The 19492-nt window shown below is 69.1% G+C and carries 19 protein-coding genes, 1 pseudogene and 1 riboswitch; of the genes and pseudogenes, 17 read left to right on the top strand and 3 right to left on the bottom strand.

Annotated elements, in window-relative coordinates; genetic code table 11:
* Window positions 1-114: 114 nt before the first annotated feature.
* From ACFPJ1_RS41540 to ACFPJ1_RS41555, 4 genes are all read left to right on the top strand, one after another.
* The gene (locus tag ACFPJ1_RS41540; RefSeq protein ID WP_380111914.1) at window positions 115-3582 is read left to right on the top strand and encodes an error-prone DNA polymerase; all 3468 of its coding nucleotides are present in this window, start codon (window positions 115-117) and stop codon (window positions 3580-3582) included.
* Between the two features lie 227 nt (window positions 3583-3809).
* Complete coding sequence (locus ACFPJ1_RS41545; protein WP_380111915.1) at window positions 3810-4175, top strand: VOC family protein; 366 nt, start codon at window positions 3810-3812, stop codon at window positions 4173-4175.
* Between the two features lie 79 nt (window positions 4176-4254).
* Entirely contained in the window at window positions 4255-4578 is a 324-nt protein-coding gene (locus ACFPJ1_RS41550) for a methyltransferase domain-containing protein (RefSeq protein WP_380111916.1), read from the top strand.
* Entirely contained in the window at window positions 4539-5042 is a 504-nt protein-coding gene (locus ACFPJ1_RS41555) for a hypothetical protein (protein ID WP_380111917.1), read from the top strand. The genes ACFPJ1_RS41550 and ACFPJ1_RS41555 overlap by 40 nt, the downstream gene beginning before the upstream one ends.
* Before the next feature lie 12 nt (window positions 5043-5054).
* On the opposite strand, the gene ACFPJ1_RS41560 is transcribed toward ACFPJ1_RS41555, so the two are convergent.
* Complete coding sequence (locus tag ACFPJ1_RS41560) at window positions 5055-6251, bottom strand: RNA polymerase sigma factor (protein ID WP_380111918.1); 1197 nt, start codon at window positions 6249-6251, stop codon at window positions 5055-5057.
* Between the two features lie 65 nt (window positions 6252-6316).
* A complete protein-coding gene (locus ACFPJ1_RS41565) occupies window positions 6317-6685 on the bottom strand; it encodes a YciI family protein (protein ID WP_380111919.1) in 369 nt (122 codons plus the stop codon).
* Between the two features lie 360 nt (window positions 6686-7045).
* Between ACFPJ1_RS41565 and ACFPJ1_RS41570 the strand changes: the two genes are divergently transcribed.
* From ACFPJ1_RS41570 to ACFPJ1_RS41630, 13 genes and pseudogenes are all read left to right on the top strand, one after another.
* Window positions 7046-7642, top strand: a complete 597-nt coding sequence (locus ACFPJ1_RS41570; RefSeq protein WP_380111920.1) for a CDP-alcohol phosphatidyltransferase family protein — start codon at window positions 7046-7048, stop codon at window positions 7640-7642.
* A gap of 3 nt (window positions 7643-7645) precedes the next feature.
* The gene (locus ACFPJ1_RS41575) at window positions 7646-8482 is read left to right on the top strand and encodes a DUF881 domain-containing protein (RefSeq protein ID WP_380111921.1); all 837 of its coding nucleotides are present in this window, start codon (window positions 7646-7648) and stop codon (window positions 8480-8482) included.
* Entirely contained in the window at window positions 8479-8811 is a 333-nt protein-coding gene (locus ACFPJ1_RS41580; protein ID WP_132285273.1) for a small basic family protein, read from the top strand. Before ACFPJ1_RS41575 ends, ACFPJ1_RS41580 begins: the two co-directional genes overlap by 4 nt.
* A gap of 1 nt (window position 8812) precedes the next feature.
* Complete coding sequence (locus ACFPJ1_RS41585) at window positions 8813-10084, top strand: DUF881 domain-containing protein (RefSeq protein ID WP_380111922.1); 1272 nt, start codon at window positions 8813-8815, stop codon at window positions 10082-10084.
* A gap of 33 nt (window positions 10085-10117) precedes the next feature.
* Window positions 10118-10498: a glycine cleavage system protein GcvH gene (gcvH, locus tag ACFPJ1_RS41590; protein ID WP_132285271.1), complete on the top strand. Its 381-nt coding sequence runs from the start codon at window positions 10118-10120 to the stop codon at window positions 10496-10498.
* Between the two features lie 142 nt (window positions 10499-10640).
* Window positions 10641-11162 (top strand): FHA domain-containing protein, encoded by a 522-nt coding sequence (locus ACFPJ1_RS41595; protein ID WP_380111924.1) that lies wholly within the window; start codon window positions 10641-10643, stop codon window positions 11160-11162.
* Window positions 11149-11865 (top strand): transcriptional regulator FtsR, encoded by a 717-nt coding sequence (gene ftsR / locus ACFPJ1_RS41600; RefSeq protein ID WP_380111925.1) that lies wholly within the window; start codon window positions 11149-11151, stop codon window positions 11863-11865. The genes ACFPJ1_RS41595 and ftsR overlap by 14 nt, the downstream gene beginning before the upstream one ends.
* A 161-nt stretch (window positions 11866-12026) precedes the next feature.
* Window positions 12027-12521 carry a bifunctional nuclease family protein gene (locus ACFPJ1_RS41605; RefSeq protein WP_380111926.1) on the top strand — a complete coding sequence of 165 codons (495 nt, stop codon included), beginning with the start codon at window positions 12027-12029 and terminating at the stop codon, window positions 12519-12521.
* 182 nt (window positions 12522-12703) lie between these two features.
* Window positions 12704-13321 carry a MerR family transcriptional regulator gene (locus tag ACFPJ1_RS41610; RefSeq protein ID WP_380111927.1) on the top strand — a complete coding sequence of 206 codons (618 nt, stop codon included), beginning with the start codon at window positions 12704-12706 and terminating at the stop codon, window positions 13319-13321.
* 57 nt (window positions 13322-13378) lie between these two features.
* A complete protein-coding gene (locus tag ACFPJ1_RS41615; protein WP_380111928.1) occupies window positions 13379-13675 on the top strand; it encodes a dihydrodipicolinate synthase family protein in 297 nt (98 codons plus the stop codon).
* Window positions 13672-14004, top strand: a pseudogene (locus tag ACFPJ1_RS41620) (dihydrodipicolinate synthase family protein); the annotation flags it as partial. The gene ACFPJ1_RS41615 and the pseudogene ACFPJ1_RS41620, both read left to right, overlap by 4 nt.
* 110 nt (window positions 14005-14114) lie before the next feature.
* A riboswitch (glycine riboswitch) is annotated at window positions 14115-14228 on the top strand.
* Window positions 14229-14298: 70 nt separating this feature from the next.
* On the top strand, window positions 14299-17151 hold the full coding sequence (gene gcvP, locus ACFPJ1_RS41625; RefSeq protein WP_380111929.1) for an aminomethyl-transferring glycine dehydrogenase: 2853 nt from the start codon (window positions 14299-14301) through the stop codon (window positions 17149-17151).
* Window positions 17148-18446, top strand: coding sequence for a serine hydrolase domain-containing protein (locus ACFPJ1_RS41630; RefSeq protein ID WP_380111930.1), 1299 nt, complete (start codon window positions 17148-17150; stop codon window positions 18444-18446). Before gcvP ends, ACFPJ1_RS41630 begins: the two co-directional genes overlap by 4 nt.
* Here the strand turns inward: ACFPJ1_RS41630 and ACFPJ1_RS41635 are convergent.
* Window positions 18443-19231 carry a hypothetical protein gene (locus ACFPJ1_RS41635; RefSeq protein ID WP_380111931.1) on the bottom strand — a complete coding sequence of 263 codons (789 nt, stop codon included), beginning with the start codon at window positions 19229-19231 and terminating at the stop codon, window positions 18443-18445. The genes ACFPJ1_RS41630 and ACFPJ1_RS41635 overlap by 4 nt on opposite strands.
* Window positions 19232-19492 lie beyond the last annotated feature (261 nt).

Raw genomic sequence — 19492 nt, forward strand, 5'->3', positions numbered from 1 at the left:
CGCACACCTGAGGGCACACCACCGGGCCTCCTGCCGGCTGCGGTTGGTCGACCGCCCTGGCCGGCGGTCGGTTGCTGGGCGGCGTGGTCTGCTGACTAAGCGAGGGTGGGGCTGATGGGGTGGGACAACCCGCCGATCCCCTGGTCGGAGCTCGAGCGGAAGTTGTCGGGGCGATCCCGCCCGCCTGCGCTCGCCGACGAACTGTTCGAGGCCGATGGGGGCGATGGACCCGCCTGGTCGCGGCACCGGCCGCCGTACGATCCGGATCCGGTCGACAAACCGCGGCGGCCGGACGGGCCGGTGGTGCCGTATGCCGAGCTGCACTGCCACTCGTACTACAGCTTCCTCGACGGTGCCTCCGCGCCCGAACACCTGGTGGAGGAGGCCGTCCGCCTCGGGTTGCACGCGCTCGCGCTGACCGACCACGACGGCTTCTACGGCGTGGTCCGGATGGCCGAGGCAGCGGAGGAGTACGAGGACCTCCACACCGTGTTCGGCGCCGAGCTCTCGCTGGAGCTGACCAAACCCCAGAACGGCATGGCCGACCCCGAGGGCAGTCACCTGCTGGTGCTGGCCGAGCGGCAACAGGGATACCACCGGCTCGCGGGCGCGATCACCGAGGCACAACTCCGCGGCCAGGAGAAGGGCCGCCCGGTCTACGACCTCGAAGAGCTCGCCTCCATCGGCGAGGACAGCTGGCTGATCATGACCGGCTGCCGCAAAGGCCTGGTACGCCGGGCGCTCGAGCTCGGTGGTCAGGCGACCGGCCCGGCCGACGCCGCCCGGGAGCTCGGCCGGTTGACCGCGTTGTTCGGCAAGGACCGGGTTGTCGTCGAGCTGATCGATCACGGCCTGCCGACGGACACCACCCGGAACGCAGTACTGGCTCGGCTGGCGGCAGATGCAGGACTCCCGGTGGTTGCCACGAACAACGTTCACTACGCGCAACCCCGACGGCACAAGCTGGCCGCCGCGATCGCCGCTGTACGGGCCCGGCGCAGCCTGGACCTGATGGACGGCTGGCTGCCACCCGCGGGCACCGCCCACCTCAGATCGGGCGAGGAGATGCTCGCCAGGTTCCACCGGTACGACGGGGCTGTCGCGCGCACGGTGGAACTCGCGAACCAGCTGGCGTTCAGCCTGCGCGCGGCCAAGCCGAACCTGCCCCACCAGGAGGTGCCGCCCTCGTTCACCCCGATGACCTGGCTGGAGAAGCTCTGCCTCGACGGGGTGAAGAAGCGCTATGCGAACAAGCCGGCGTTGCGTTCCGAGGCCGAGGCCAGGGTCAAGCGGGAACTGAAGGTGATCAAGGACCTCAAGTTCCCCGGGTACTTCCTGATCGTGCGTGACATCGTCATGTTCGCCAAGCGCAAGGGCATCCTCTATCAGGGCCGGGGCTCGGCGGCGAACTCCGTCGTCTGCTACGCGCTGGAGATCACCGCGGTCGACCCGGTGCAGTACGACCTGCCGTTCGAGCGGTTCCTGTCCGCGGCCCGGGACGAGGAACCCGACATCGACGTGGACTTCGACTCCGACCGCCGCGAGGAGGTGATCCAGTGGGTCTACAGCAAGTACGGCCGCCGCAACGCCGCCCAGGTGGCGAACGTGATCACCTACCGCCCGAAGCTCGCAGTACGGGACATGGCCAAGGCGCTCGGGTTCAGCACCGGGCAGCAGGACGCGTGGTCCAAGCAAGTGGATGCCTGGGGCGCGGTCCGCAGCAGCGCCGACCATGACATCCCGCCGCCGGTGGTGAAGCTGGCCGAGGAGTTGCTGAAGTTCCCGCGGCACCTCGGCATCCACTCGGGCGGCATGGTGCTCACCGACATCCCGGTCGGGCACGTGGTGCCGATCGAGCACGCCCGGATGGAGAACCGGACCGTGCTGCAGTGGGACAAGGACGACTGCGCCTGGATGGGGCTGGTGAAGTTCGACCTGCTCGGCCTCGGCATGCTCGCCGCGCTGCAGTACGCGATGGACCTGGTCCGCGAGCATCTCGGTGAGGACTGGAACCTGGACACGATCCCGAAGGAGGAGCCGGGCGTCTACGACCAGCTCGGCAAGGCTGACTCGGTCGGCGTGTTCCAGGTGGAGAGCCGGGCCCAGATGGGCACGCTGCCACGGTTGCGGCCGCGCAGTTTCTACGACCTGGCGATCGAGGTGGCGCTGATCCGGCCCGGGCCGATCCAGGGTGGCGCGGTGCATCCGTTCATCCGCCGGAAGCTGGGGGAGGAGCCGGTCACCTACCTGCACCCCGCGCTGGAGCCGGTGCTGAAGCGGACCCTGGGCGTGCCGTTGTTCCAGGAGCAGTTGATGCAGATCGCGATGAAGGTCGGCGGCTGTACCGGCGAGGACGCGGACCTGCTCCGCCGCGCGATGGGCTCCAAACGCGGCGTCGAGAAGATCTCGTCCCTGAAGACCAAGCTGTACGACGGGATGGCGGCGAACGGGATCACCGGCGACACGGCGGACCTGATCTACGAGAAGATCGAGGCGTTCGCGAACTTCGGTTTCGCCGAGTCCCACTCGATCAGCTTCGCCCTGCTCGTCTACGCCAGCACCTGGCTCCGCCTGCACTACCCGGCCGCCTTCCTCGCAGCCCTCCTCCGAGCCCAGCCGATGGGCTTCTACTCCCCGCAGTCACTGGTAGCCGACGCCCGCCGCCACGGCGTCCAGGTCCACCGCCCCGACCTCCAGACCTCCGGCATCCACGCCACCCTCGAACCGGCAGATCCTGTCGCGGATGCCGGAGGTCTGGAGGTCGGCGGCCAGGTGGTTGCTACTGGCAACGATGGGTGTTTGCGGGTGGAGCAGCCGCCGGTGGGGGAGTTCGATCCGGAGCAGCCGTTCGACTCGGATCTGCATCGGCGGGACGGGCGGTTGGTGGTGCGGCTGGGGCTGGCCGGGGTGAAGTCGGTCGGGCTGCCCGCGGCGACCACCATCGTGGAGGAGCGGGAGAAGAACGGCCCGTACGCGGACATGTCCGACCTGGTCCGCCGGACGGGACTGACCGCAGTACAGGTGGAGGCTCTGGCGACAGCGGGGGCCTTCGACTCGTTCGGGTTGTCCCGGCGGCAAGCGCTGTGGAACGCGGGTCGCGCTGCCGAGGAGCGGCCGGGGCACCTGTCTGGCGTGAGCAGTTCGGGGCCGCCGCCGATGCTGCCGGGGATGACCGGGATGGAGACGACGATGGCCGACCTGTGGGCAACCGGAATCTCGCCGGACGACCACCCGATCCGGCACGTCCGGGCCGCCTTGGCCGAGCGCGGCATCCTCCGCGCGAACCAGTTGTCCACCGCCGAGGACGGCACCCGCGTCCTGGTCGGGGGAGTCGTGACGCACCGCCAGCGCCCCGCGACCGCGGCCGGCGTCACCTTCCTCAACCTCGAAGACGAGACCGGCATGATCAACGTCATCTGCTCGTCCGGCGTCTGGAACCGCTACCGCCGCATCGCCCGCGAGTCCAGCGCCATGATCATCCGCGGCCGCCTGGAACGCTCCTCCGGCGTCACCAACCTCGTCGCCGACAAACTCGAACGCCTCCCCCTGGCCGCCAAAACCACCTCCCGAGACTTCCGCTGAACCACGAGCGCGCGAAGGTGACCTCGGTCAGTGGGCACTCCTGGCGGACGAACTCCAGCCACTCCACCGGTCCCGCCGCGCGTACCCGCTCACCGCCTCATACTCACCGTCGGCCTGAAGCCGGACAACTCGATTTCCCGCTGGCTCCTCAAGCCGACCGGGCGGGTAGGGAACGGGTGGTGGGGGTGCTTGGGGGTGTCTAGATTCGGGGGATGCATCGGAGTCGAGTGAGTACGTTCTTGATCGATACGCCGAAGGACGAGGCGGCGGAGACGGCTGAGTTCTGGTCGGCGGCGCTGGGGGTGGGGGCCGAGAGTCCGCCGGGGGAGCCGCAGTACATCACGTTGCAGGATGCGTTGCCGGGGTACGTGCTGGCGGTGCAGGCGGTGGATGACACGCCGCGCTATCACCTCGACATCGAGACGGATGATGTCGCCGCGGAGGTCGCCCGGCTGGAGAGGCTCGGCGCGGTCGAGGTGTCGAGCTGGCAGGGCTGCCACACGTTGCGGGCGCCGGGCGGCCACCTGCTCTGCGTCATCCCCCTCCACAGCGACCCGGACCTCTTCACCGAACGCGCCCAGACCTGGCCGTGACCCGCCGGGCTGTCTAGTTTTCTGATCACGCGAGAGACGGTGTGGTCAGTTTTCTGATCAGAGAGGGCGAGGTCAGGGCATGGATCAGCCTGGGCTGGGGGCCACGTTCCGGCACGAGGGCGTCGCGGCGGCGTACCGGTATCGGTCGCCGTACCCGGAGGACGTGTTCGATCGGCTGGAGGAGCTGATCGTCGACGAGCCACGCGTAGTACTCGACATCGGAGCGGGCGAAGGTGCGATCGCCAGACCGCTCGCCGCGAGAGTCGAGCGGGTGGATGCCGTCGACATCTCGGCGGCGATGGTCGACGCGGGCAGACGGCGGCCGGGTGGTGATCAGCCGAACTGCACTGGTACGTCGACGCGGTGGAGACGGCCGAGCTCCAAGGTCCGTATGCCCTGGTAACCGCCGGCGCGAGTCTGCACTGGATGCGCGGCGAGGAGACGATCGCCCGGCTGGCCGAGGTGATGACCCCGAACGCGCAGCTTGCCGTGATCACGCACGGACCGCGCGACGTACCGTGGCGCGAGGACCTGGTCACCGTGCTCAAACGCCACTCGAGAAGCCCGGGCTACGACCCGACCTTCCGCGTCGTCGACAGCCTCCGAGAGCAAGGTCTCCTCGAGGTGACGGGATCGGCGACCAGTACTGCGGTGCCGTTCCGTCAGCCGGTCGCCGACTACGTCGAGCAGTTCCACTCGACCGCGGCACTGGCCCGCGAGCACATGTCCTCCAAGGAGTCGGCCGCCTTCGACTCCGCCATCGAAGAGGTCGTCCGCCCCTGGGCCTCCGCCGACGGCACCCTGGCCCTCACGATCGTCGCCGACCTGACCTGGGCCCGCCCTTCCGAGAAGGCGCGTCGAGTCTGAGGGGCACCAGGCTCAGAGGGTGGCGGCGCGGGTTTCGAGGTAGCGCTGTTCAGGGAGGCTGAGGGTCAGCGCGGCAGCCTGGCGGTAGGCCTCGCGTGCGGCGTCGACGTCTCCAGCCAGTTCCAGGAGGTGCGCCCGGACGGCGGCGACCCGGTGATGGTCCTTCAGGGCTGGTTCGGCGGCTGCTGAGTCCAGGCGGTCAAGGCCGGCTTGGGGGCCGTGGACCATCGCGACGGCGACGATGCGGTTCAGCGTCACCATCGGGCCGGGCGCCATCGTCTCGAGCAACTCGTAGAGGACGAGGATCTGGCGCCAGTCGGTGTCCTCGGCCTTGGCGGCCTCATCGTGTACTGCGGCGATCGCGGCCTGCAGCTGGTACGGGCCGACCGGGGCCGTGCGCAGCGTCTCCGTGACGAGATCGGTGCCCTCGGCAACGGCTTGGGAGTCCCAGAGGGTCCGGTCCTGCTCAGGGAGCGGGACGAGCGCGCCGCTGGGCGAAGTACGGGCCGGGCGGCGGGCGTCGGTCAGCAGCATCAGGGCGAGCAGACCCGCGACCTCGCCTTCGGAGGGCAGGCGGTCACGGAGCTGCCGGGTCAGGCGGGTCGCCTCCGCGCTCAGCTCGACACGGTGCAGGGATTCGCCGGAGCTGGCGGTGTAGCCCTCGTTGAAGATCAGGTAGAGCACGTGCAGGACCGCGGCCAGCCGATCGGATAGCTCCTCCGGCGGCGGCAGGCGGAACTCCGCGCCGCTCGCCTTGATCTTGGACTTGGCCCGGCTGATCCGCTGGCCGATCGTCGACTCCGGTACGAGGAAGGCGCGTGCGATCTCGCCGGTGGTGAGACCGCCGACGGCGCGCAGGGTGAGCGCCACCTGCGACGGGGGAGTGAGGGACGGGTGGCAGCACAGGAACAACAGAGTCAACGTGTCGTCCGCCTGAGCAACCGGCGCGGGCTCGGCCGCCTCGAGCGAGGCAACGGTCTCCTCGCGGCGTTGCCGGGCCGCCTCGTTGCGGAGCATCTCGATCCGCCGCCGCGACGCGACGGTGATCAGCCAGCTCCGGGGATTGTCCGGCAGCCCGTCCACCGGCCATTGCTGCGACGCCGCCAGCAGCGCCTCCTGGACGGCGTCCTCGCACGTGTCGAACCCGCCGTACCGGCGTACCAACGGACCGAGGATCTGCGGCGCCAACTCCCGCAACAGCTGCTCCACTGCCTGCTGCTCCACCACCGGGCCGGCGGGAGGCCGGATTGGGGAAGGCTGGTCGGGAGGTGGCATCAGGTGAGGTGGCTGAGGTCTCGGATCGGGCGGACCTCGACCAGGCTGAACTCGGTCTCGGGGATCTGCGGGACGATCTCGATCGCGCGTTCCATGCTGTCGCACTCGACCAGGTAGAAGCCGGCCAGTTGCTCCTTCACCTCGGCGAACGGGCCGTCGGTGGTCATCACGTTCCCGTCCCGGACCAGCACCTGCTTCGTCCCCGATGGGTCGTCCAACGAGTGCGACACGATCAGCTCGCCGCTGGCGGTCAGCGCCTCGCTCAGCCCGGCGTACCCCACCATGGCTTCCTTCTGCTGCTCCTCGGACATCCCGTTCCAGACTTCCCTGGATTCCGGATTCCCATAGATCAAGATCAGGAACTTCACCCGCGGACTCCCCTCAGCGACCTTCCGCCCACCATAGATCCCCACCAGGCCCGCGCGAGCCCTCCACGAGCGCACGCCAAGTGGTTGCCGATGTCATCAACGAACGGCTCAGGGGTCTGTACGTCGTACCGGTGGGCGGCCGCGCTGCAAGATCTCGATCGGGTCACCTTCGAATCACTGGTGCGCAGCGTCCGTAGCCCGGGTGTTCGGAGTGCGTTCACCTAGTCAGGGACAAGCCAGGCCTAATGAGGTAGAGGCCTGGAGTGGCCGGGGCGAAACCTGGTGGCGGGCCCAAGTAGAGTAACGACCGGGACAGGGGCACGATTCGCCGTGCCCGATTCGAAGCAGGGGGAGGGTCGCGTGCCGGACTTGGAAGTGTCCGACCGGGTACTGACGATCCCGAACGCACTCAGCTTCATCCGGCTGCTGGGTGTGCCGCTCTTCCTGTGGCTGATCCTCGGCCCGGAGGAGGACGGCTGGGCCCTGCTGGTGCTGGCGATCTCCGGGTTCACCGACTGGGCCGACGGCCAGATCGCCCGCCGGATGAACCAGACCACCCGGCTCGGCCAGATGCTCGACCCGGTCGCGGACCGGCTCTACATCTTCGCGACGGTGCTCGGCCTCGCGTTGCGCGACATCATCCCGTGGTGGCTGGCGATCGCGCTGCCGCTGCGGGACCTGCTGCTCACCTTCACCCTGCCGGCCCTGCACCGCCGCGGCTTCAACGCGCTACCGGTGCACTTCCTCGGCAAGTCGGCGACCTTCTGCCTGCTGTACGCATTCCCGCTGCTCCTGCTGGGCGACGGCGACAGCACCCTGAACACGCTGGCCCGGGTGTTCGGCTGGGCGTTCGCGATCTGGGGCACCGCTCTGTACTACTGGGCCGGTGCCCTGTACTACGTGCAACTGCGCCACCTCATCCAGACGGTGAAACCGATCAGTGGGCCGGCCGGGTAGATCGTGACTCAGTCCCCACCGGGGCAGCGCCGCGTCGACGCGTCCATGTCGCTGCTCAACAACCTGATGGCCCACCCCCTGGACGAGGGCTACGCCGTCGCGGCCAGGTCGCGGCCGTCCCAAGGGGGCAAGCCGAACAGATCGCGCCATCGGATCCTGCTGGTGGTCGCGCTGGCCGTGCTGGGCTTCCTGCTGACCATGGCCGCGTCGCAGAACTTCCGCAGCGCCCCCGAGGCCGAGAAGCAGCGCAAGGAACTGATCACCCGGATCGGCCAGGCCGACACTCGGCTGAACGACCTACGCGGACAGCAGGTCAGGCTGGCCGACGAAGTACGGGGTCTGCAGGCCGGCGGGCTGAGCAACACCAGCGAGGGCGCGGCGCTGCAGCAGAAGCTCGACGACCTCGAACTGCACACAGGTGCCGTGGCGGCGACCGGCCCAGGGCTGAAAGCCGTGATCGACGACGCGAAGGACTCCTCCGACAAGGAGGGCCGGCTGCTCGACGTCGATCTGCAGCAATTGGTCAACGGTCTGTGGACGGCCGGCGCCGAGGCGATCTCGGTGAACGGGCACCGGCTCACCTCGCTGACGGCCATCCGCGGCGCGGGTAGTGCCATCACTGTCGACTACAGTTCGCTGACCCCGCCGTACACAGTGCTCGCGATCGGGGAGACGGCCACGATGCCGGCCCGGTTCGCGCAGAGCTCGGGCGGCCAGTGGGTGCAGTACCTGGTCAGCAACTTCGGTGTCCGGATGACGATCACGACGGAGGATTCCTTGCTGGTGCCAGCCGATGCGACCATCGCGCTGCGGTACGCGAAGGTGGGTGGGCCGAGATGATCGCCGTACTCGGGCTGGTGATCGGCGTGGTCGTCGGCCTGCTCGTCGCTCCCGATGTGCCGGAATGGGCCCAGCCGTACCTGCCGATCGCGGTGGTGGCGGCGCTCGACGCGGTCTTCGGTGCGCTCCGGGCGTTCCTGGACGGGATCTTCGACGACAAGGTGTTCGTCGTCTCGTTCGTGTCGAACGTGCTGATCGCGGCGCTGATCGTCTACCTGGGCGACCAGCTGGGCGTCGGTTCCCAGCTGTCCACCGGTGTGGTCGTCGTCCTGGGTATCCGGATCTTCACCAACATGGCGGCCATCCGGCGCCACATCTTCAGGGCCTGACATGAGCACCGACGACCCGATTCCGCCCCCGGAACCCCCGAAGCCCGACCCGCCGACGCCCGATCAGGCGGAGGTCGATCAGGCGGAGGTCGATCCGGCGCAGGTTGACCCCGCGGAGGCTGAGCAGAAGGCGCCCGAGGACCCGAAGGCTGAGCCGTTCGAGGGCGCATCGGGAGACGCCGCGAGCGCGGACGACGATCAACCGACGGATCCGCAGCCGAAGCCCGAGCCTGCGCAGGGGTCCGCAGTACAGCCAGGTTCGCTGCCCGCGGAAGGCAAGCCGCGCCACGCGGGAGACAGCGCGCGCACCGGAGCGGGAGCCCGGGCGGAGGAGACCGTGAGGTCGGCCGCGCAGGACAAGCCTGAGCCTGCGGAGGAGAAGCAGTGGCAGCCGGAACCGGTCGCGTCGGAGCCTCCGGAAGCGCACAAGCCCCAGCACGCGGGAGACACCACTCGGGCGGTAGAGGCAGCCCAGACGGGGCAGCCGGGCGAAGTACCGGATCATCCGGCGGCTCCTACGCCGATGCCGCGGCCACGGACGCCGAACCTGGCGTTGCGGCGGCTGAAGTCCGGGTTCAAGCCGTCCCGGGGGCAGGCGATCGTCGCCGTCGTGCTCGCGCTGGTGGCCTGTGTGGCGGTCGTCCAGGTCCGGGTGAACCGGGCCGACGACGGCTACCAGAACGCCCGCCGCGAGGACCTGATCGCGATCCTGGACGGCCTGGGCCAGAACACCCGCCGGCTGGAGAGCGAGATCACCGAGCTCGAGGCCCGCAAGAACACCCTGAGCTCCAGCGCGGACAAGGCGCAGACCGCCCGCGAACAGGCCGAGCAGCAGGTCCGGGTGCTCGGCATCCTGGCCGGCACGCTGCCCGCCCAGGGCCCGGGCGTGCGGATCACCCTGAACGACCCGGACGGCAAGATGACCTCGAGCAACCTGCTCGACGCGATCGAGGAGCTGCGGGACGCGGGCGCCGAGGCGATCCAGATCAACGGCGCCGTCCGGGTGGTCGCGAGCACCGACCTGATCGACGATGCCCCCGGGGTGAAGGTGGACGGCGAGAAGGTCGGTTCGCCGTACGTGATCGAGGCGATCGGGGAGTCCCACAACCTGGCCGAGGCGGCCAACTTCCCCGGCGGTCTGGTCAGTGAGGTGACCGGCCCGCAGATCGGCGGAACGGCCGAGGTGGTCGAGCTGCCGTCGGTGCAGATCACCGCCTTGCACGCGCCCGACGAGCATCGCTACGCTCGCCCGGCGCCCAGCCCGACGAAGTAGCCAGCAGTATCCCTTGAGCGAAAGAGGACCGAGGTGTACCCCGAAGACCTGAAGTACACGGCCGAGCACGAGTGGGTGAAGGCCGGCGAAGGCCCAGTGCGGGTCGGCATCACCGACTTCGCGCAGGACGCGCTCGGCGACATCGTGTACGTGCAGCTGCCCGAGGTCGGGGCCGCGGTGCGGGCCGGTGACTCGTGTGGCGAGCTGGAATCCACCAAGAGCGTGAGCGACCTGTTCGCCCCCGTGAACGGCACCGTCACCGCCGTCAACGAGGCCCTGGCCGACCAGCCGGACCTGGTCAACACCGACCCGTACGGCGAGGGCTGGCTGCTCGACATCCAGGTCGAGGACGACGAGGAGGTGGCGGCGCTGATGGATGCCGACACCTACCAGGGCCAGCTGGAGCAGAACTGACGGGCCAGGACTGATAGGTTTTGTCGGACCTCAACCGCTGGTCGAGGGTTGAGGTCCGGGCTTTTGTCCGGGCCAGTCACACTGTCATCACGGGGTCAACTGAGAACGTCGCCGGACCGCCGGCGATCGGGAGGATCACAGCATGCCGTTCTGCAACCAGTGCGGGCACGAGAACTCCGAGGGCAGCAAGTTCTGCTCGCAGTGCGGAACGATGCTCCCTGGCGCGGACCGTCCGGTGACCGCACCCGGCGTGACCGACACCGCGATGCTCACCCCGATCAGCATCGAGCCCGAGACCGAGCGCTTCGACTCCGGCGTGCAGCTGTCCGACGAGGACGAGGCCGCCGTCGGCGCACTGCCGGCCGGCTCCGCGCTGCTGATCGTCCAGCGCGGCCCGAACGCGGGCAGCCGGTTCCTGCTGGACGTCGACGTGGTCACCGCGGGCCGCCACCCCGACAGCGACATCTTCCTGGACGACGTGACGGTGTCGCGCCGGCACGCGGAGTTCCGCCGCGACGGGGCCGGCGTGAAGGTCCGCGACGTCGGCAGCCTGAACGGCACGTACGTGAACCGGGACCGGATCGACGAGCTCCAGCTGTCGAGCGGCGACGAGGTCCAGATCGGCAAGTACCGTCTGGTCTACTACGCCAGTGGCCAAGCCTGACGCAACGGTCGGCGACGCACCGATCGGTGGCTCATCGGTCGGTGGGTGGAGCATCGGTGAGGTGCTGCAACTGCTGCAGACCGAGTTCGCCGACGTCACCATCTCCAAGATCCGCTTCCTGGAGGCGGAGGGACTGGTGACGCCGGCGCGGACCGCGTCCGGCTATCGCAAGTTCAGCGCCGCCGACCTCGAGCGGCTGCGCTACGTCCTGACCGCACAGCGCGACCAGTACCTGCCGTTGAAGGTGATCAAGGATCACCTGGGCGCGATGGATCGCGGCCTCCGTCCACCCACCCCGGGCGGTCGGCCCGCGGCGCCCGAGCACCTGCCGCAGCCGGCCGGGCTGCCGGACGCCGAGGACTTCTCCACCTACGGCACCGAGCTGAAGCTGACCCGCGAGGAGTTGCGCGCGGCGGCGGACATCAGCGCCGAACTGCTCGAGCAGCTGGAGAGTCACAACCTGGTGGTGGCCCGGAGCAACCACTACGACGGCGACGCGATCCTGATCGCGAAGGCGGCCGCCGAGTTCGCGCAGTACGGGGTGGAACCGCGGCACCTGCGGCCGTTCCGGGCCGCCGCGGATCGGGAGGTGGGCCTGATCGAGCAGGTGGTCCAGCCGCGCCGCGACGACAGGACCCTGGAGCTCGCCGCGCTGGCCGTCCGTCTGCACGCCGCCCTGGTCCGCTCCCGCCTCACCCGCTGATCCGTACTCCTGTACCCCGTTCTCCGGGGGTGCGCAGCGCCTGTACTCCGGGCCGCGTCGGCGCGTGCTCCGGGGTACGCGGGCGGGTGCCCTCGACGGGTAGTGGCGGGGACCGGGCCGGGCGGCCAGCCCCGGGCTGGCCCGCAGAGTAGGCTGAAGGTGTGCGCGAAGTCGACGTGGTCGGAGTCCGGGTTGAGATGCCCTCGAGTCAGCCGATCGTGCTGCTCCGGGAGGTCGGCGGCGAGCGGTACCTGCCGATCTGGATCGGTGCGGCCGAGGCGAGTGCGATCGCCTTCGCCCAGCAGGGCATGGAACCACCCCGCCCGCTGACCCACGATCTGTTCGCCGAGACGATTCGGGTGCTCGGCCACACCCTCAGCCAGGTCCGGATCGTGAACCTGACCGACGGCGTCTTCGAGGCGATCCTGGTCTTCGACGACAAGACCGAGATCTCCGCGCGCCCGTCGGACTCGATCGCGCTCGCGCTGCGCACCGGTACTCCGGTCTTCTGCACCGAGGAGATCCTGGCCGAGGCCGGCATCCCGGTCCCGGAGAGCGAGACCGACGACGACGACGAGGTAGTCGAAGAGGAAGAAGTAGAACGCTTCCGCGAATTCCTCGACCACGTCACCCCCGAGGACTTCGACAAGAGCTGAGGTTGGACGTGGCTGGTACAAGGGCGGACAGGTAACGATTCGAGTTGAGGGCGCGACACGCGTCCGGCTCGCGGCGGTTGTCGTTGACCGGGTCTGGTCGGCGGCTTACCTTGAAGGAGTTGTGGGGTGTTGTAACTCCACGGATGTGATCCGTTCCAGTCGGTACCCAGGGAGGCTCAGGCGTGACACGCACCGGCGACACTGATCTGACGGCGCAGTCGACGTCCGAAGCACACGCCGAGGCGGCAGCCAGTGCCGGCGTCCAGGGTCTGCTCTTCGACGACGACCTGTCGCCGATGCCCGACGACGTCGGTTTCCGCGGCCCGACCGCGTGTGCCGCGGCCGGCATCACCTACCGTCAGCTCGACTACTGGGCCCGCACCGGACTGGTTTCGCCGTCCGTGCGCCCGGCCACCGGCTCCGGCACCCAGCGGTTATACGGCTTCCGCGACGTGCTGTTGCTGAAAGTGATCAAGCGGCTGCTCGACGCCGGCATCTCGCTGCAGCAGATCCGCAGCGCGATCGCCCACCTGAGCAAGCGTGGAATCGATGACCTGACCCAGATCACGCTGATGAGCGACGGCGCCTCGGTCTACATGTGCACCTCGCCCGACGAGGTGATCGACCTGCTGGCCGGCGGCCAGGGTGTCTTCGGCATCGCCCTCGGCGGTGTCTGGCGCGAGGTCGAGGGATCGCTGGCGGAACTGCCGACCGAGCGGCTCGACGCGCACGCCGACGACTCCGACGGTCACGCGGGCGACGAGCTCGCCGCCCGCCGTCGCGCTCGCATGACCGGCTGACGACCTCTCCGACCTGCCAACTCAGTGCGCCCACTCACCCGGGAATCCCTCCGCGGTGTGTGGGCGTCTTTGTTGCTGCCCCTCGACGCGGACGACAGCATCGACTTCACCAGACTGCAGGACCAGGTCGACGTCCTGATCGCGTCCGGCCTGCACGGGCCCTACGCCCACGGCACCGCGGGGGAGTTCCAGACCCTCACCGAGGACGAGTTCGACCGGATCAACGAACTCCTGGCGACCGCCTGCACCCGCGCTGACCTGCAGTTCCAGCTGGGCGCCAGTCACCCGTCCGCCCAGCTTTCGCTCGACCGGGTACGACGATCCGCCGCGCTCGGCCCTCCGCGATCCAGGTGATCCTGCCGGACTGGTTGCCGCTCAACGACCGGGAAGCCCTGGCGTTCCTGACAAGGGTGGCTGCCACAGCCGGGGACGTACCGCTCGTGCTCTACAACCCACCACACGCGAAGACGCAGGTCAGACCCGGGCAACTCGCCGACCTGGCGCGCGCAGTACCGACGCTGGTCGGGTTGAAGACGGCGGGTGCTGACCGGGAGTGGTTCGATCGAGCGAGAGAGTCGGGGTTGTCGATCTTCGTATCCGGGCATTTCCTGGCGAGCATGATGCCGCTCGGCGCGCACGGCAGCTACTCGAACGTCGCTGCCCTGTCACCGCGCGGAGCGGTCAGGTGGTACGAGCAGATCCACACAGACCCAGCGGCAGCGCTAGAGGTGGAGAAGCGGATCGGGGAGTGCCCGAACTTTTCGCGGCTTCCTGGTAACCTCGGACACGCCGTACACAGCACTCGGGAGAGTCCCAGCAGATCGCGTCCTTCGCGGGCACGGCGGCTGGGCGCCGAAGGGGCAATTCCTCCCCGGAACCTCTCAGGCCCATGGACCGGGTGCCACAGGCGACTCTGGAGCGTGCATGCGTGACAGAGGGGGAGGCCACCGGCAATAGTCAGCAACGGAGCCTCTCAGATGACTGTGCATGAATCCCCGAAGATCTCGGCCGCGTTCTCCGACCGGCACATCGGTCCGCGCCAGGACGAGATCGCGCGGATGGTCCAGACCCTCGGGTACGCCGACGTCGACGCGCTGGTGGATGCCGCCGTGCCCGCGTCGATCCGCTCGACCGAGGCGCTCCGGCTGCCGGCACCTGCCTCCGAGGTGGACGCGCTGACCGAGCTGAGGCAGCTCGCCGCGCGCAACAACGTCGCCACCTCGATGATCGGCCAGGGGTACTACGGCACCTTCACCCCGTCGGTGATCGTCCGCCGGCTGGTGGAGAACCCCGCCTGGTACACGGCCTACACGCCGTACCAGCCGGAGATCTCGCAGGGCCGGCTCGAGGCGCTGCTGAACTTCCAGACCGTGGTGTCCGATCTGACCGGCCTGCCGACCGCGAACGCGTCGCTGCTGGACGAAGGCACTGCCGCCGCCGAGGCGATGACACTGGCGCACCGGTCAAACCGCAAGAGCAAGAGCAACCGCTTCCTGGTCGATGCCGACTGCTTCGCGCAGACGATCGCCGTCGTCCAGACCCGGGCCGAGGCCCTCGGCCTCGAGGTCGTGGTCGCCGACACCACCGACGGCCTGCCCGAGGGTGACTTCTTCGGCTTCCTGGTGCAGTACCCGGGCTCCGGCGGCGTCGTACGGGATCTGAAGCCGCTGGTCGCCGCCGCGCACGAGCGGGAGACGCTGGTCGCCGTCGCGTCCGACCTCCTCGCGCTCACGTTGCTGGAGGCACCGGGAGAGGCCGGGGCGGACATCGTGATCGGCTCGTCCCAGCGCTTCGGCGTGCCGCTGTTCTACGGCGGTCCGCACGCCGGCTTCATGTCGGTCCGCGCCGGCCTCGAGCGCTCCCTGCCCGGCCGCCTGGTCGGCGTCTCGGTCGACGCGGACGGCGCCCCGGCGTACCGGCTGGCGCTGCAGACGCGCGAGCAGCACATCCGTCGCGAGAAGGCGACCTCGAACATCTGTACCGCGCAGGTCCTGCTCGCCGTGGTCGCCTCGATGTACGCGGTCTACCACGGCCCGGACGGGCTGGAGGCGATCGCGCAGCGTGTGCACAAGCACGCCGACAGCCTCGCCGCGTCGTTGCGCGCGGGCGGGGTCGAGATCGTGCACGAGCAGTTCTTCGACACGGTGCTCGCCCGGGTCCCCGGTCGCGCGGCGGACGTCGTCGACGCGGCTCGCCAGACCGGCATCTGGCTGCGTCTGGTGGACGCGGACCACGTCGGCATCTCCTGCGACGAGAAGACCGACGCCACCGCACTCGGCCGCGTCTGCCGCGCCTTCGGCGTCCGGTACGACGGGTCGCTGAGCGGCGCCGGTCTGTCCGCCGAGGTGGCCCGGACCACGGAGTACCTGACGCACCCGGTGTTCAACACGCACCGGTCCGAGACGGCGATGCTGCGGTACCTGCGCAAACTGTCCGACAAGGACTACGCACTGGATCGCGGGATGATCCCGCTCGGGTCCTGCACGATGAAGCTGAACGCGACCACCGAGATGGCAGCGGTCACCTGGCCCGAGTTCGCCGACCTGCACCCGTTCGCGCCGATCGAGGACGCCGCCGGGTACGTGAAGCTGATCGGTCAGCTGGAGCGCTGGCTGGCCGAGGTGACCGGCTACGCGAAGGTATCGATCCAGCCGAACGCGGGGTCGCAGGGCGAGCTCGCCGGTCTGCTCGCGATCCGCGGCTACCACCGGGACCAGGGCAACGAGGACCGCAACGTCTGCCTGATCCCCGCCAGCGCGCACGGCACCAACGCCGCGTCCGCGGTGATGGCCGGCATGAAGGTGGTCGTGGTCAAGGGCAACGACGACGGCACGATCGACCTGGAGGACCTGCGGGCGAAGGCGGCGGAGCACGCCGACAAGCTCGCGGCGATCATGATCACCTACCCGTCCACGCACGGCGTGTACGAGGAGAGCGTGACCGAGGTCTGCCGGATCGTCCACGACAACGGCGGCCAGGTGTACGTCGACGGCGCGAACCTGAACGCCCTGCTCGGGCTCGCGAAGCCGGGTGAGTTCGGCGGCGACGTGAGCCACCTGAACCTGCACAAGACGTTCTGCATCCCGCACGGTGGCGGTGGCCCGGGCGTCGGCCCGGTCGCGGTCGCGGAACACCTCGCGCCGTACCTGCCGAACCACCCGTTGCTGGACCAGGCCGGTCCGGACTCGGGTGTCGGTCCGATCTCCGCCGCGCCGTTCGGCTCGGCCGGCGTACTGGCCATCTCCTGGGCGTACATCCGGATGATGGGCGCCGAGGGTCTGACCTCGGCCACCAAGGCCGCGGTCCTGACCGCGAACTACGTGGCGAAGCGGCTCGAGAACGCGTTCCCGGTGCTCTACACGGGCGAGAACGGGCTGGTCGCGCACGAGTGCATCCTCGACCTGCGGCCGATGACGAAGGAGACCGGAGTCACCGTCGACGACGTCGCGAAGCGGCTGATCGACTACGGGTTCCACGCGCCGACGATGTCGTTCCCGGTGCCCGGCACGCTGATGGTCGAGCCGACGGAATCTGAGGACCTGGGCGAGCTGGATCGTTTCTGCGACGCGATGATCGCGATCAAGCACGAGATCGACCGGGTCGCGGCGGGGGAGTGGCCGGCCGGCGACAACCCGCTGGTGAACGCGCCGCACACCGCGTCCTCGGTGATCAACGACAAGTGGGAGCACGCCTACACCCGCGAGGAGGCGGCGTTCCCGCAGTCCGTCGACCGGACCACGAAGTACTGGCCGCCGGTCCGCCGCATCGACGGCGCGTACGGCGACCGCAACCTGATCTGCTCCTGCCCTTCCCCGGAGGCCTTTGAGTGACCCTGCGCCCTGACACCGCTGCCACCCTGTACGCCGAGGTGGCAGCGGCCCAGAGTGAGTGGAAGTTGCCGTCGATCAGCGCCGGGGTGGTCCGGGACGGCGAGTTGGTCTGGACCGGGTCGCGCGGGCGGTTCGCCGATGCCGGTGGGCTCGAGCCGGGGTCGGACGTGCAGTATCGGATCGGGTCGATCACGAAGACGCTGACCGCGGTCCTGATCATGCAGTGCCGCGACGACGGGCTGCTCGCGCTGAACGATGCCGTGGGCAAGCATCTGCCCGGGATCGCGTTCGGCGATCTCACCCTGCGGCACCTGCTCTCGCACTCGGGCGGCATGAACGCCGAACCCGAGGGCGACTGGTGGGAGCGCAACCCGGGCGTCTCGTTCGACACGCTGACCGCGACGATGGACGAGTCCCAGGCGGCGGGCCGGCCCGATCGCCGCTACCACTACTCGAACCTCGGCTACGCGCTGCTCGGCGAGATCGCCTCCCGGCTGCGCGGTGCGTCGTGGATGGAACTGGTCACCGAGCGGATCCTGAGCCCGCTGGAGATGCGCCGTACTTCGTACCTCCCGGTGGCGCCTGCTGCCCAGGGATTTTCGGTGCATCCCTTCATCGGGCGGCTCTCGGAGGAGCCCGCTCACGACGCGGGCGCGATGGCCCCGGCGGGTCAGCTGTGGAGCACGATCGAGGACCTCGCCCGGTATGCGGAGTTCTGGATCGACCCGGGGTACGAGGTGCTCAGCCGCGACACCATCGAGGAGATGGCGTCGCCTGCCGCTTCGGATCCTCGCGAAGGCCTCGCCGCGTCGTACGGGCTGGGTCTTCGGCTGCATGCGGACGACCCGAACCTGTTCATCGGTCATACCGGGTCGATGCCCGGATTCATGGCCGGGCTGTTCGTGGACCGGGTCCGCCGGATCGGCGCTGTCACCCTCGGGAACGGCACGTTCGGGCGTTGCGCCTCGGTGCCCCTGGATCTCCTGCGCATCGTCGCGTCGTACGAGCCCGTGCTGCCGGCGGAATGGATCCCGGAGCCGGAGCTGTCGCAAGGTGAAGAGCTGCTGGGGCATTGGTACTGGGGGAACACCCCGGTGACGATGAGCGTGACCGCCGGCATCCTCCAACTCTCCGGCGCCCTGACCTCCCGCTTCTCGCCACTCGGGCCCGACCTGTACCGCGGTCGCGACGGGTATTTCGCCGGCGAGAAGCTCCACGTGGTCCGCGACGGCGACACCATCACCCACCTCAACCTCGCCACCTTCATCCTCACCAGGACGCCGTACGGCGCTTAGGAAATGATCTCCACCAGCCGCAGGGATTCCCGCGGTCCCTTCATGGACAGCTCAGCCACCTGGCCGATGCCCCTGACGTAGTACTTGTTGTCCAGCACATCCGGCTCGAGGGCGGTGGTCTCGGCGGTCCGCAGCGCGTGCCGGAAGCTGCCGAACGGAACCGTGACGGATGCGTTGCGGCCGATGACCCAGAACACGTCCTCGGCGTGCCCCGGGGACCACTCCTGGCGGAACTTCCGGCCGAGTTGTGGATGCGCCTGCATGAACACACCCGGCTGTGCGCCGTTCGCGCCGGCATGGAACGAGCCCTCCCGGCTGACGACCCGGCCGCGGTTGTCGAGCTCGGCGGTGTCCTCGCCGAAGTACCAGACGTTGCCGCAGCGGTCCTGGGCGTAGTAGTCGCTGGTGCGTTCTTGCAGCACGTTGTTCAGGTACAGGCGGTCCTCGACGACGCGGGTCCGGACGCCGTCGACCATCCTGGTCCGCGATGTCGTGACGACCAGGTTCAACGCCTTCTGGCCGTCCTTGACACCGGTGGAGACCAGCGTCCGCCCCACCTCGAGCGGGAACCAGGCATTCGTCACGTTCGGGCTGAAGTCCTCCGGCCTGATCCGGGGGTGGTACTGGCTGCCCGGACCGAACACCGGCAGCCGGCATCCCCACTCGACCTGTGCGGACGTGTCCGCCGCCGGCAACAAGCTCGCCACGACAGCCATCGTCGTCACCACCGCACCCTTCGCCATCCAGCCGAACATGATGAGCGATCCTTCCGTCGGGGTTGTCACCGCTCACCCTGCGCCCGCCGTACTGAACCTGGCCTGAACGAGTGTGCCGATGACCACTGTGGTGACAGACGGTGGGGCGGTTGACACTGCGTGGAGCTGGGGAAGTAGGTTAGGTCTGCCTGCCTTAGTAAGGCTTGCCTTACTCAACACTTCCCGGGAGAACTGGATGCCGCTGCCAGCGCGTCTTGTTGCGCTTAGACCGTATGTAGTGACTGCTCGCCGGGTGGGAGTGGTTGCTGGCCGGGGCCTCGCTCACGCAAT

The sequence above is a fragment of the Kribbella qitaiheensis genome (assembly GCF_042657745.1).
Lineage (GTDB): Bacteria > Actinomycetota > Actinomycetes > Propionibacteriales > Kribbellaceae > Kribbella > Kribbella qitaiheensis.